This window comes from Gelidibacter mesophilus DSM 14095, assembly GCF_000423005.1.
Taxonomy (GTDB): domain Bacteria; phylum Bacteroidota; class Bacteroidia; order Flavobacteriales; family Flavobacteriaceae; genus Gelidibacter; species Gelidibacter mesophilus.
The window spans coordinates 24,050-37,158 of record NZ_AUHD01000015.1 but is presented as its reverse complement, the minus strand read 5'-3'; the positions used below and the strand labels follow the sequence as shown (position 1 = coordinate 37,158).

14 protein-coding genes are annotated in these 13,109 nt (G+C 37.8%); 2 read left to right on the top strand and 12 right to left on the bottom strand.

From position 1 onward, the window contains the following. Positions 1-197: 197 nt before the first annotated feature. From G525_RS0115360 to G525_RS0115350, 3 genes are read right to left on the bottom strand one after another with little or no spacing between them, the layout of a single operon-like run. Positions 198-1,796: a 4Fe-4S binding protein gene (locus G525_RS0115360; RefSeq protein ID WP_027126949.1), complete on the bottom strand. Its 1,599-nt coding sequence runs from the start codon at positions 1,794-1,796 to the stop codon at positions 198-200. Positions 1,797-1,856: 60 nt separating this feature from the next. Then, entirely contained in the window at positions 1,857-2,417 is a 561-nt protein-coding gene (locus G525_RS0115355; RefSeq protein ID WP_027126948.1) for a transposase, read from the bottom strand. 58 nt (positions 2,418-2,475) lie between these two features. Continuing rightward, the gene (locus G525_RS0115350; RefSeq protein ID WP_027126947.1) at positions 2,476-3,774 is read right to left on the bottom strand and encodes an NAD(P)/FAD-dependent oxidoreductase; all 1,299 of its coding nucleotides are present in this window, start codon (positions 3,772-3,774) and stop codon (positions 2,476-2,478) included. A gap of 97 nt (positions 3,775-3,871) precedes the next feature. Here G525_RS0115350 and G525_RS0115345 point away from each other — a divergent pair, with 97 nt between their 5' ends. Together G525_RS0115345 and G525_RS0115340 are read left to right on the top strand one after the other, a co-directional pair. Next, entirely contained in the window at positions 3,872-4,888 is a 1,017-nt protein-coding gene (locus tag G525_RS0115345; protein WP_245577807.1) for a glycoside hydrolase family 113, read from the top strand. Beyond that, a complete protein-coding gene (locus G525_RS0115340; RefSeq protein WP_211222941.1) occupies positions 4,885-5,640 on the top strand; it encodes a metallophosphoesterase in 756 nt (251 codons plus the stop codon). The genes G525_RS0115345 and G525_RS0115340 overlap by 4 nt, the downstream gene beginning before the upstream one ends. A gap of 6 nt (positions 5,641-5,646) precedes the next feature. Here the strand turns inward: G525_RS0115340 and G525_RS0115335 are convergent, their stop codons facing one another. From G525_RS0115335 to G525_RS0115290, 9 genes are all read right to left on the bottom strand, one after another. Next, positions 5,647-6,390: a TIGR04283 family arsenosugar biosynthesis glycosyltransferase gene (locus tag G525_RS0115335; protein ID WP_027126944.1), complete on the bottom strand. Its 744-nt coding sequence runs from the start codon at positions 6,388-6,390 to the stop codon at positions 5,647-5,649. Between the two features lie 132 nt (positions 6,391-6,522). Beyond that, positions 6,523-7,323: a DUF547 domain-containing protein gene (locus G525_RS0115325; RefSeq protein ID WP_027126943.1), complete on the bottom strand. Its 801-nt coding sequence runs from the start codon at positions 7,321-7,323 to the stop codon at positions 6,523-6,525. Positions 7,324-7,363: 40 nt separating this feature from the next. Continuing rightward, entirely contained in the window at positions 7,364-8,251 is an 888-nt protein-coding gene (locus G525_RS0115320) for a sterol desaturase family protein (protein ID WP_027126942.1), read from the bottom strand. A 382-nt stretch (positions 8,252-8,633) separates the two neighbouring features. Further along, on the bottom strand, positions 8,634-9,446 hold the full coding sequence (locus tag G525_RS0115315; RefSeq protein WP_027126941.1) for a purine-nucleoside phosphorylase: 813 nt from the start codon (positions 9,444-9,446) through the stop codon (positions 8,634-8,636). Continuing rightward, positions 9,443-10,117, bottom strand: coding sequence for a TIGR04282 family arsenosugar biosynthesis glycosyltransferase (locus G525_RS0115310; RefSeq protein WP_027126940.1), 675 nt, complete (start codon positions 10,115-10,117; stop codon positions 9,443-9,445). Before G525_RS0115310 ends, G525_RS0115315 begins: the two co-directional genes overlap by 4 nt. Before the next feature lie 260 nt (positions 10,118-10,377). Further along, complete coding sequence (locus G525_RS0115305; protein ID WP_027126939.1) at positions 10,378-10,872, bottom strand: rhodanese-like domain-containing protein; 495 nt, start codon at positions 10,870-10,872, stop codon at positions 10,378-10,380. A gap of 126 nt (positions 10,873-10,998) precedes the next feature. Beyond that, a complete protein-coding gene (gene arsS, locus G525_RS0115300; protein ID WP_027126938.1) occupies positions 10,999-12,051 on the bottom strand; it encodes an arsenosugar biosynthesis radical SAM (seleno)protein ArsS in 1,053 nt (350 codons plus the stop codon). 121 nt (positions 12,052-12,172) lie between these two features. Then, positions 12,173-12,508 carry an arsenosugar biosynthesis-associated peroxidase-like protein gene (locus tag G525_RS0115295; protein WP_027126937.1) on the bottom strand — a complete coding sequence of 112 codons (336 nt, stop codon included), beginning with the start codon at positions 12,506-12,508 and terminating at the stop codon, positions 12,173-12,175. A gap of 112 nt (positions 12,509-12,620) precedes the next feature. Continuing rightward, positions 12,621-13,100: a nucleoside deaminase gene (locus tag G525_RS0115290; protein ID WP_027126936.1), complete on the bottom strand. Its 480-nt coding sequence runs from the start codon at positions 13,098-13,100 to the stop codon at positions 12,621-12,623. Between the last annotated feature and the right edge of the window lie 9 nt (positions 13,101-13,109).

Here is a 13,109-nt window from a genome sequence, read left to right as displayed (position 1 = left end):
GGTTACGCGGGCTTGACAAAGGTTTCACATAGTAACGCATAGTTTTTCACAGAGTAACACAGAGCATTTATCTAAGTTTTACTAAGTGATTTGCTAACTGATGACTGCCTGCCCGTCCGTGGTTTTTGCGGAGGCAGGAAGACTTAAGACCCGCCCCGAACGTTCCTTATCGGTAGGGGCGGGCTGCTGACTGAACACTATTTCTGATTCAACAAATCCATTAAATCCACATCATTCCCCAAAAGAATTTCATTGCTGTTAATCCGTCCGTTCATAGAATCATTTTCTAATTTCAGAACGCCTCTAGGGCAAACCGCCGCACAGATACCACAACCTACACAACTGCTTCGGACGATGTTTTCACCTTTTTGAGCATAGGCACGTACATCAATTCCCATTTCACAATAGGTAGAACAATTGCCACAAGAAATACATTGGCCGCCGTTAGTGGTAATTCTAAATTTCGAAAATAGACGCTGTTGGAATCCTAAAACAGCAGCCATTGGACAACCAAAACGGCACCACACCCGATTCCCGAAAATAGGATAAAAGCCGACGCCTATCACACCTGAGAAAATCGCACCGATTAAAAACCCGTATGAGGATTGAAGTGTATACGCCTTTATTAAAAAGACATCTTTGGTCCCGCTAAAATAATGCATGCCAATGAGAACCATGATGATGACGAAATAACCAATCGCGCCATATTGTGCATCCTTTGCCAATTCTTTGCGTTTGAAAATCATGACCAATGCCAATACGATTGTTAGTAAACTGGCTACGCCAAGTAGAAAAACATCTTTTGTTAACCAATATTTACTAGAGTCGTTACCTAAATAGGAATAAATCACCGCGGTAGTCATTAGGGTTACAAAAACAACAACACTGTGCACTACCCAACGTTCTATTTTCCAAGCTACTTGTGTTTTGTCACTCAAATGTCTGAAAGGATCTCCTGCAGTTTCTGCAAGTCCGCCACAACCACAAACCCATGAGCAGTACCACCGTTTCCCATATTTGTAAGTCAAAATTGGTGTGATAACGAATATCGAAACAACACCAAAAATTAGAAATGCCAATCCGATATCTCCTGCTTCAATCATCGAATCCACACGGTATTTATCGAAATTATAATAGTTAAGTGGCCAAATATTCTTTAAATCATAATAGGGAAGGCTAAAGGTTTCTGAATTCAATCGTGCCATAAACTCGGGAATCAAAAAAGCGAATGCCAATTGAAAGAACATCACAGATACGGTTCTTAACTGCTCATATCTATTGCCGCGGTATTTCAACATGAATTTATAGCCAAAAACCAAAATAGCAACCGTATAGAGTGTTCCATAAACGAACCATTGGCTCGCTGGTCCGCCATTCAACAAACGGCTTAAAGGATCAAATAACGCAACCAATCCGCTGTTTGCTTCACCTTTGGCAGCCAATCCGAGCCATTCGGCTTTAAAATAAAGAACGATATAAAAAAGCGTAAGTACAATGCCCAATATCCATCCCCACAACCCTCTTGATGCAATGGATTTAAACCACACGCCATCATTTTTAATCCCGGCTTGTTTTGTTAAATAGGCGTTGTTGGAAAATATGATGGTCCCCACAGTGATCATGCCTAACGATAAGGATAGAAACAAGGTTTTATTAGGGAAATCGACATTGAAAAAAGCCAATATCATGATGAAAAGCCCAATTACGCCAATGGCAGTTCCAATTTTTTGTGTTTTGGAAAGTGCTTGCGAATCGGGTTTGGCAAGAGACATGCTGGGGTTTGATTTATTGCTCATGATTGATTTTTTATTTATCAGACCTCACAGGTTTCCAAAACCTGTGAGGTCTTATTCTTATCATTCTAAAAGTAATTCTTCTTTGATTCTTAATTGTTTGGTGTTGTGTGCAAATTGAAAATTTTCCCTATTATCAAATAAATTAAGCACAAAATCCCTATTCAATAAAGTAGGTTGTCTTGACATGGTCGATTTATAGGAAGAATATTTATAGGTTTTAAAATCATCGACAAATTGATGATGTGACGGATTTGTATTTATGTAAATAATTAAAGACCTTAAATAACCTTCATTGGTAATTTTAATTCTTGAAAATCTATCTCTAAATAAACTTCCAGTTCGATTATAAGTCTTGTTAATAGCTTTAGCGTAAGCATTAAATAAATTTGAATAGCATTGTGAAATTACCTTTGATTCAAGATTTTCTTTTATATAAACTAATAAATGGAAATGGTTTTGCATCAAACAAAAACTTAAAATATCTGAACATGGTAGAACGTGTTTCTTTAATAAAATTAAAAAATATTCATAATTTCTTTCTTCAAGAAAAATATTCTCTTTATTGTTTCCACAATTATAGATATGATAGTAATTGCCTTCTATGAGTGGTTCGTCGTTCATTTTTCATTTAAGTTGTGCAGAGACCTCACAGGTTTCCAAAACCTGTGAGGTCTGATGATTAGGCCATTTTAAATTGTTCAGAATAGCTGTTCAAAATCTCTGGTTCAAAAGTTTTATAAAATTCAGGATCGAAATTGGCTTCTTTCAAATGTTCCATCACATAATCTGCTGAACGTTTTTCGGTCAACCATCGGTCAAAAACCTCATGCTTCATTCGGATACCAAAGGTGTTAATGCCTAAAAACTGATTGGAATCCTTCTCATATTCTATGGTAATGCATTTGTTGTCATCTTCATGTTTCCAATGAAAATGTGCATTGCCTTCTGCTGGCTTTGAAAAAACCCAACCATAGGTTTGATATTCGATATCAAAAAACTTAGCAGAATTGAACCAGTGTCCAGGATTATATTTCATTTTATTGCCACAAATGGTCTGAGCAACAGTTTCACCCATCATTCTACCGGTGTACCAAACCGCCTCAATGGCTTTTCTCTGGCCAATGGGTTCGCGTTGTTGAGCGCAATCGCCAATAGCATAAACGTTCTCTATATTGGTTTCCAAAAACCGATTGACCAAAACACCTTTGTCCACTTCGATAGCCGTTGTTTTGACCATATCAATATTTGGGGAAACGCCAGGTGTCAATCCGACCAAATTACATGTGATAATATCACCAGTTTCTTCAACCACAACGGCATTCACGCGTCCGTGCTCATCCGATTGAATTTCTTTAAGATTTGCATTTAAACGCAAATCAATTCCATGGCTCCTAATATGTCGAGAAATCATGGCCGCATCTCCTGCTGGCAACATGTTGTCCCAAAAGTGGGTTTCACGTACCAAAAAAGTAACCGGAATTTTTCGGGTGTGCAACATTTCAGCCAATTCAATCCCAATCAAACCACCACCAACAATCACTGCGTGCTTGCAAACCTCTTTATTGGGGGCTAATACTTCTAATTGATCGACATCCTGTTTGCTGTACAATCCTAAAACGCCTTCTAAATCTTGACCTTTCCAGCTAAATTTATTGGATTTACTACCTGTAGAAATTATTAGTTTATCATATTGCAGCGTGTCGCCATCTTCAAAAAACAAGGTCTTATGATCTGTTTCAATATTTTTGACATATCCGAATTTTAGATCGATCCTGTTTTTTTTCCAAAACCAGTCCTCATAAGGTTTGGTGTGCTCATATTTCATATGGCCCATATAAATATACATGAGGGCAGTGCGTGAGAAAAAATATTCGGTTTCAGAAGAAATTATGGTGATTTTATGATTGGATAGTTTTCGAATATGTCTTGCCGCAGTAACGCCAGCAATACCATTTCCGATGATAACGATATGTTCCATTTTGAGCCCTTAGAAGTGGTTTGTCGTAGGTTTTTTGTAAAACTTAATATTTTAATTTCAGTTTGTTTAAATTTAGGAATAATTAAATGGTATGAGAATGATTTTTCGGTTTTTATGTTTTGTATCCCTTTGTTGCATGCTGTCATGTAGTGCAACCATTGAGAAACCAGAAAAAATAAATGGCGTCAGTTATGTTGCTTCAAGAGATAGCATTGATCAGAAACATATTGATCCCGTCGTCAATCTCGGTGCTAATTATGCCTCGGTGATGCCTTTTGGGTTTATTAAGGAGCTGGCGCATCCGGAAATTACCTTTAATACCGATAGACAATGGTTTGGTGAAACCGAAAAAGGGGTGAAGCAATACGTCGAAATCTTACATAAAAACCATGTCAAGGTCATGTTGAAACCACAAATTTGGGTCTGGCGCGGAGAGTTTACGGGTTTTATTAAAATGGACCATGAAGACGATTGGAAGATTTTAGAAAACTCTTATTCCGATTTTATACTTACCTATGCAAAAGTTGCTCAAGAAGCAAAAGTTGAAATCTTTTGTATTGGCACAGAACTGGAGAATTTTATTGGTGAAAGACCTACCTATTGGAAGCTCTTGATTGTGGAGATTCGTGAAATATACAAAGGCAAATTGACCTACGCAGCCAATTGGAATGAATATGAACGCACGCCATTTTGGGATGCGCTCGATTTCATTGGAATTGATGCCTATTTTCCAGTGGATTCAAAACAGTCACCAACTTTGGAGGATGCGAAAGAAGGGTGGCAAAAACACAAATCTGGAATTAAAGCCTATGCTGTCAAACACAATAAACCCATTTTATTTACTGAATTTGGGTATCGAAGTATTGATTTTGCGGGTAGAGCACCGTGGACGGTTGATCGGGTGGATAAGCAGGTCAATCTTGAAGCACAGTCCGTTTTGACCCAAGCATTATTTGAAGAATTTTGGCATGAGGAATGGTTTGCTGGCGGATTTGTATGGAAATGGTTTCATAGACATGACGCCGCAGGTGGCAAGGACGATAACCGATTTACACCTCAGAATAAACCTGCGGAAAAGGTTATCCGAACGTTTTATAAGAAATATGCATTATGAGAACATTGGTTATAGGAGATATACACGGCGGATTAAAAGGTCTGAAACAATTAATGGATCGGGCAAAAGTCACTAATGGCGACCGGTTGATTTTTATGGGAGATTATGTGGATGGGTGGAGCGAATCAGCACAAGTTATCCAATATTTGAGGGTGTTGATGCAACTGAAGGACTGTGTTTTTATAAAGGGAAATCATGATGTGTGGTGTGAGAAATGGTTGAAAACCGGTAAACCTGATAAAATTTGGTTAGATCATGGAGGCCAAGGTGCCATTGAAAGTTATGGAGGTATTTCCAATGAGGAAAAAAAAGCACATTTAAAATTTTTTGAGCAGATGAAGTTATATCATTTGGATGAGATGAACCGTTTATTTGTGCATGCGGGATTTACGTCCAAGCGAGGTGTGGAACATGAAAATCTCGATAGCACTTTTTATTTTGATCGAACCTTGTGGGAACGCGCTTTGTTCCTTGATAAAAAGGTGGATGAAAACTCTGAGTGGTTTCCTGAACGTCTCAGACATTACCATGAGATCTATATTGGACATACGCCAACCCTTAATTTCAATTCCGAATTGCCCATGCAGGCCATTAATGTTTGGAATGTAGATACTGGTGCCGCGTTTTATGGGAAATTGACCGCAATGGACATTAATTCAAAGGAATTTTTCCAAAGTGATAATCTCATGGAATTGTATCCAAATGAAAAAGGAAGAAACGAACGTTCTTTAAATCAAATATTGGGGAAATAGCTTGTTTTAACCCAGATGCTTTTTATAATAATGATGTAATGCACGACAATCTGATCCCACCCATTTTTTGATATAGATGATCCAAAAGTGGTATTGGACTTTCCAAATCCCATGTTTCTGATATAATCGTGCTGAGGTTTTTAGTTTTTTATTGATCACGACAAATTGTTTTCTGGCGAAGAGTTCGTTGATCAACATATTATCTTCGTAAATGATATAGTTTTCATCAAAACCGCCAATGTCCTCAAATAACTTTTTCGTAATAAACTGGCTTTGATCGCCACCTCTACAGGCGCGCCATTGGAATTGGGTCAGCCAACCAGCTAATTGCAGCCACCAATGTGTACTGTCAAATTGCATGCGAAAGCAACCAGCGGCATTTCCTTTTTCTACCTCCCTAACTATGTACTGATCAAAATATTTGGGAGGAAATGAATCAGCGTGTAGAAAATAAAGAAGGTTGCCTTTGACGATTTTTGCACCAGCATTCATTTGTTTAGCACGACCTTTTTCTGAATTTAGAAATAAGACTTCTGTCGTTTTAAGTTTCTTTGAAAAGTTAGGTTGAGGTTTTGCCGCGGTTCGATTTAAAATAAAAGTCTCAACCATTTCTTGAGAGCCATCCGTACTTCCGCCATCCACAATGATAATCTCAACAACATGATCGGCAGTTGAAGTGTCCAATAAATGTTGGATCAACTTAATGATGTTGTTGGCTTCGTTGAGGATAGGAATTACAATGCTGATCATATCGTTTTATAGCGAGAAATTAAGAGCAATTGCTTAATTAGTTTGGTTGAACCTTCGTAAAAATCCGCTTTTTTTTGTGCATCTTTTTGAAACCAATGTACCAACAAGGTGAAAGGAATTTGACATCCTCTTTTACTGCGCGTTCAAATTCCAATCATACGCTTTAAAAGTATATCGCGAATTCGGATTAATTTTGATTTTACTGTATTGATTGATATAGGCAATCACATCCTTTTTGCCATCAACTTTGAAATCGCCAGTATAAAAATCGAAGATTTTAGACAGTTTCGGATGGTTGGCAGAAATCTCATTTTTATCACCGTTGATAAATTCTTTAGTTGCTTTATCTAATTGTTCATTGATTTTTGAGGCGGTGAAAGCTTCATTCATCAATTTGGGACAGGAATAGGACGCACAATTAATGGCAAAATGAATTCTAGGTTCATTCATTTTTCGCAAAACACCATGTTCTATGGCTCCGAGGGATATTTCTTTATCTCCAATTTTAACAAAATCTTTCGACCAGGCACCTTTAATGTCCTTGATGCTTTTTATGGGATAATTTTCTAAAATCAATTCCACCGTTGCAGCATTGTATAAATTGATATAATAGGCCAATAGTTCTTGAACGCTCCAATCTTCATTTGGTTCCATTTTAGAAAGCATGGTCAAATACCCTTGAAGATGGGCTTGTTCTGATGTAAAACCTTTATAATCTACAAAGCCAGCATCATTAACATATTTCTTTAGCATTTTATCCCAGGCACTATGATCTATATTGACAACGGAATTTTCAGAGGAAGACGTTAATTGCTCGCCAACTTTTTTTGTAGGTTGGCCGCTGCTACCAATTCCTGCTGCTGCCATGAGATTGCAGCTGTTCAAAGTGATGGCCATTATCGCCAGAAATGTAAATTTTGTAAGCGTTGTCATGATGTTGATTTTTGGTGCTCTACAGTATCTACGAAAAAAATCATTTTTTAGTTTTTAAGGGGTAAATAGTCTGTTGGACAAATGTTTTTGGAAAATCGTCTTCGTCGTGAAATCCAAGTTCAATATCTCTGCCATCATGTGGCAAATGATGGGTGTTAAAAATATAATCCCAGATGCTGAGTGTCAGTCCGTAGTTCATGCCGTACTTTTTATGTTCAGGCAATTCTTTGACATGATGCCAAATATGCATCTTTGGATTGTTGAAAATGTATTTAAACGGACCGTAATCCCAACCTAAATTGGCATGGTTTAAATGCCCAATTACAATGGAAAAAAAGTACACAATGGAAACATCCTGAACATTAAAGCCGCCAATGATGGCCACAGGGATATATAATAACGAATTATAGACCACAGGCTCCATCCAATGGTAGCGCAAGTGTGCGGCAAACCCCATTTCTTTCACGCTATGATGCACTTTATGGAAATTCCAAAGCCAAGGTACGCGGTGCAATAAAATATGAGTGGTCCACTGCACAAAGTCAATGATTAAAAAGAAGATGAGCAAGCCTAACCATTTTGGTAGTTCACTCACACTAAACACTTGTAAACTGTCTACATGCCAACCTGCAAGACCGAGGATATCATTAAAAAATTCTGCGGCCGTATTTGATAAGGCAATGAGAACAATTAAATTCAACAAGAAAAAATTGAAGAACATATAAAAAGTGTCCAACCAAAAGTCCTTTCTGAAAATAGATTGATTTTTTCGCCATGGAAACATAATTTCCAATAACCAAACGGCTAAGGAAATCCCAATTAATCCGTAAAAATAGTTGTCCCAATGATAAACATCCATTAGCTCATACTTGAGATAATTCCAGTATCCGGAATAGGATTTTAAAATGATGTCGATGTATTTTTCCATAACTAAATTCCTGCGCAGGCAGGAATCTCATAATTTAAACGTTAAAAACAACTTTCGTCTAAAAAGTAAACCCTTTAAAATATATTATATAGTCGTATTTTTAATAATTGCTTACGCATTGGGCGCTGCCTTAAATTATAAAGATCAGCTCGCCTAGATTGAAATTTCTGCTTGGAATACTGTCACGTTGTTGAATTGAATTTAAATGTAAGTACTATTCAGTAACAGCCCATTTTGCTAGTTGTAATTTTAATGTCCAAGATCTTTACCTATTAACGGGGTTGCGTTAAGGATTGAGGCGGCATCCTTTTACTTATTGCAAAAGATATAGCCTAAAGCCTGACCCTCCCGATGGATCGGGAAGGGTAACGCCCAAAAACGGCTATAATGATTTTATCAATTCCCTAAACAAAACAATCATATTAGGTTCCGCTTTTTCCGCCATGGCAATAATTTCTGAAATATCGACAGGTTTTAAATTGTCTGGATCGCATTCATCCGTCAAAACGGACACTGCTGCAGCTTTTAAATTCAAATGATTGGCAACAATAACCTCAGGTACCGTGCTCATCCCAACGGCATCAGCACCAAGTATTTTTAGCATGCGATATTCAGATCTTGTTTCCAACTGCGGACCAACAACAGAAGCGTAAACACCTTTATGAAGCATTATATTTTTGTTTTTTGCGATGGCTAGGAATTTTGAATTTATGTCCGAATTATAGGGTGCACTCATGTCCGTAAAACGTTCGCCCAAATGTTCGACACCTTTAAAGGCCAATGGCGAACTGCCTTGTAAATTAATGTGATCATCAATCAGCATCAATTCTCCTTTTTTGAAATTGAGGTTGATGGCGCCTGATGCGTTAGAAACCAAAAGCGTATGGATGCCCAATTTCTCCATCACACGAACAGGGTAGGTGACATCTTGAAGCGAGTAGCCTTCATAAATATGGAAACGCCCTTGCATAATGATCACTTTTTTGTCTTCTAAAATACCGTAAATGAGTTTGCCTTTATGAAACTCTACCGTTGCGGTTGGAAAATTAGGAATGCGGTTATAACTGACTTCATGAAGGATGTCAACATCATTAATCAATTGGCCCAATCCAGTGCCGAGGATGATGCCTATTTCTGGGTTGTCAAAACCTTTATTTTGTAGATATTCTGTGGTTTCAGTGATGAATTTTATCATTTTATTTTGTGATATTTTTTTAACTGTTCATAATGTTGCATGTCTTCAAAGGTATCGATATCATTCAACTCTTTTAATAAATGGAGCTTGGTGTTCTGGAAATCTTTCAAGGTGTCGTTTAGAACATTAGAAGTGCCCCAATCTTTATTTTCAAATGGTTGGTGATATAGGTTTTTCATGCCTAATAGGTAGTAGCCACCATCCATTGCTGGACCGATGACCACATCGTTGAAATCAAGATTAGTAAAAGCATCGTTCACTAATTCGGCATTCAGGTCTAAAAGATCACTACCGATAATGGCGATTTTTTCATAGCCCATTTCAAATAATTCGGCGAATGCATTTTGCATCCGTTGGCCCAAATCGTCACCTTTTTGCAATTTTTTTCTGAAAACACCAGGCTCCCAAAGATCTTCTCTAATTATTTTTTCAGAATAGAAAAGATAGCGATCAGCTTTGACCTCTTTTGCAATAGAAGCGGTGTGATTTAAAAGAAATTTATAGACCTCCAATGCGTTTTCATCACCAATCGTTTTTGCCAAACGGGTTTTGCATTTTCCTAATTCAGGATTGCGGGTGAAGATGATCAGTGCTTTTTTGGAGGTGGGGAAATGGAAATCAGTGGCCATGTCGTTGTCGCCATCCGTCTCTTTTTTGGAAAGTAAGGCCATGCTGGAAAGTTCGAGATTTAAGGGTTTAAGTTCCCGCCTCATTGCGTGCGGGCAGGCCCGAAATTTTATGATCTGTGGGCTTGCGTGCAAAGTTCGGAAAAAATGAGCGAAAAGGAAGAGAAATAGAGTTGAAAATGAATTTAGCGATCAATCTGTAGCATAGATAATACCTTCATCCGAAAAGTCTTTTATCAATACTTCGCATTTCATTACTTCTTTTCGTTAACTGTGTGACCATGATTGCCTGTTGTCAACTGTTTTTATTGATAAACTTTCTGGCCTTTTAATAGCCATTTGCTCCAAGTTTCGGAAAAGGCATGGATGTTTTCCGTTTCATGCCCTTCAGAGTCCATTACTTTAAAATCTTTATTCTTCCATTCAAAAATACCGCCATATAAATTATACACGTTGGTATAACCGACTTTTTTTAACTTTTTGGCAATGTTTTCTGAGCGAATACCTAGGGAGCAATACACAACTATGGTCTTTTTTTTGTCTGTGAGATGCTTTGTTGTTTGTTCAAGATTGAAATTTTTATAGCCCACTAAAACCGCATTTTCGATATGGCTTATGTTATACTCTTCAAGTTCTCGAGCATCAAGGATTATGGCTTGGATTTTTGGCATGGCCAATTCGTGTACCGAGATGTATGGAATTTCGTGGGTGTTATATTGTTTTAGAAGATCTTCAATTGAATTTTGTGCATTCACTTGAAAATTCACGCACAGGAATAGGACGAAGAAAATGGAGTTCATTTTAAAAAAGCATTCTGAATTTTTATCGGACCTATTCAAAAGCTGTTGATTTTGGAATTAAACAATCCTAATTTTAATGCGACCATATCGTATTATGAATATTTGCAATGAACTGAAGACTGCCATCTAAGTCACACTGCCCTGACAACTGCTTCCTGCGCCAGCCGTACAGCCGTAACAATGTTGCGAAATCATAATTGTTCTTCCTTCCAAAAGTTCTTCGTTATACTCGGAAATATGTTTGACTTTGCTATTGACTGGAAGATCTAACATTTGATTAAAATCGCAGTCATATAAAAAACCATCCCAAGAAATAGAAAGCGTATTGGTGCACATCACGTTTTTCACAGCAGCCGGATTGTATGCCTCTACCAGGGCATACATATAATCCTCGTAATTTTCAGAAGCGATCAAATAGTCCAAAAATCGAGCGATAGGCAGATTAGTGATGGTAAATAAATTGTGAAAATTGATATCGAAATCATCCAATAGGGCCTTTTTAAAGTCTTTTTCCATACTGGCTTGATTTCCGGGTAGAAATGCACCCGACGGGTTATAAACTAAATCCAATCGCAAGTCGCTATCCGGCATCCCGTATCCCACTGCATTCAATTCTTGTAAAGCTTTAATAGATTTATCAAAGACACCATTGCCCCGTTGCTTATCGGTTTTTCCTTTGGTCCAATGCGGCATAGAGGAGATGACATGGACATTGTGCTTCTTGAAAAAATCGGGTAGATCGTAATATTTTTTATTAGCTCTAATTATGGTAAGATTGGAGCGTACGATAAAATCCTTGATCCCAGCCTTAGCAGCTTCCTCAACAAACCATCTGAAATCTGGATTCATTTCAGGCGCCCCTCCCGTCAAATCCAAAGTATGAGCACCTGTGTTTTTTATAACTTCCAAGCATTGTCTCATCGTGTCACGCGTCATGATTTCCTTACGGTCCGGTCCGGCATCCACGTGGCAATGTTCACACACTTGGTTGCACATATAACCAACATTGATTTGAAGAATTTCTAGTTTCTTAGCCTTTAAGGGAAATTGACCCGTTTCGGCAATCTTATCTTTGAATTTTGGCAAATCACCATTTTGAAAAATACCGTTTGATAAGATTTCGAGTTGTCTATTGCTTTTCGCTAATTCGCTATTTCTTTGGTGTAAGGATTTAATCATTCGTAAGTTCTAAATTCTTAATTGTAAGTTCAAAGTTTAAAACTTCGAAACCTTTCAACTTTGTGCTTTTTATTTTGCGCGATTCACCCCGTGCTCATATAGTACAAGAGTTGTTATCGGTTCACATCTCCAGTTTATTCACTTTATTCATCATCTGCACACCGTGCACCAAGGTGGCGCCACCTTTAATTGCAGCGCCCACATGCAGGGCCTCCATCATTTCTTCTTTAGTGATGCCCCGTTGCAAGCCGTCTTGCGTATAGGCATCAATACAATACGGGCATTGCTCGGTATGTGCTACTGCTAAGGCAATTAACGATTTTTCACGGGCGGTAAGTTTTCCTTCTTCAAAAACCTTGGCATAATAATCGAAAAATTTGTTGCCAAGTTCTTCGTTCCATTCCGTAATTTTTCCAAATTTCTTCAAATCTGCGGGATCGTAATAAGTTTTCTGCATGAGTATGGTTATTAGTTGTACCTACGATTAAAGTAGAGGTACAGTTTTAAGTCGAAGAAAATTAATTAAATTACATCTTCCAACTTTTAAATTAAAAATAGGGTGTAGGAAATTAGTAGACCGTTTTGTCCTCTTTTTTACTCCATTTTTGGAAAGGTTCCAAGGCGATATCTCGGTCTAATTGTTCAAAAGGGATGCTGCGCTGGTCGTAGGGTAGTTCAATTTCTTTATAGATGAACGCGTCATCAAAATCAATTTCAGCGGCATCTTGTTGGCTACAACCATAAAATACTTTATCTGGTCTAGCCCAGTAAATGGCACCAAAACACATAGGACATGGCTCGCATGAGGTATAAATTTCGCAACCTTCCAGCTGAAATGTATTCAAATTTTTACAGGCATCCCTAATAGCCATGACTTCTGCATGTGCGGTCGGGTCATTGTTGGAAGTGACTTTATTGTTACCACGTCCCACGATTTTTCCATCTTTTACGATCACACATCCAAAAGGACCACCTTCATTATTTTCCATGCCTTTGAGTGCTGCTGTAACAGCCTCGAGCATAAATTTATTGGTATTTTCTTTGTTCATTTTTGTTTT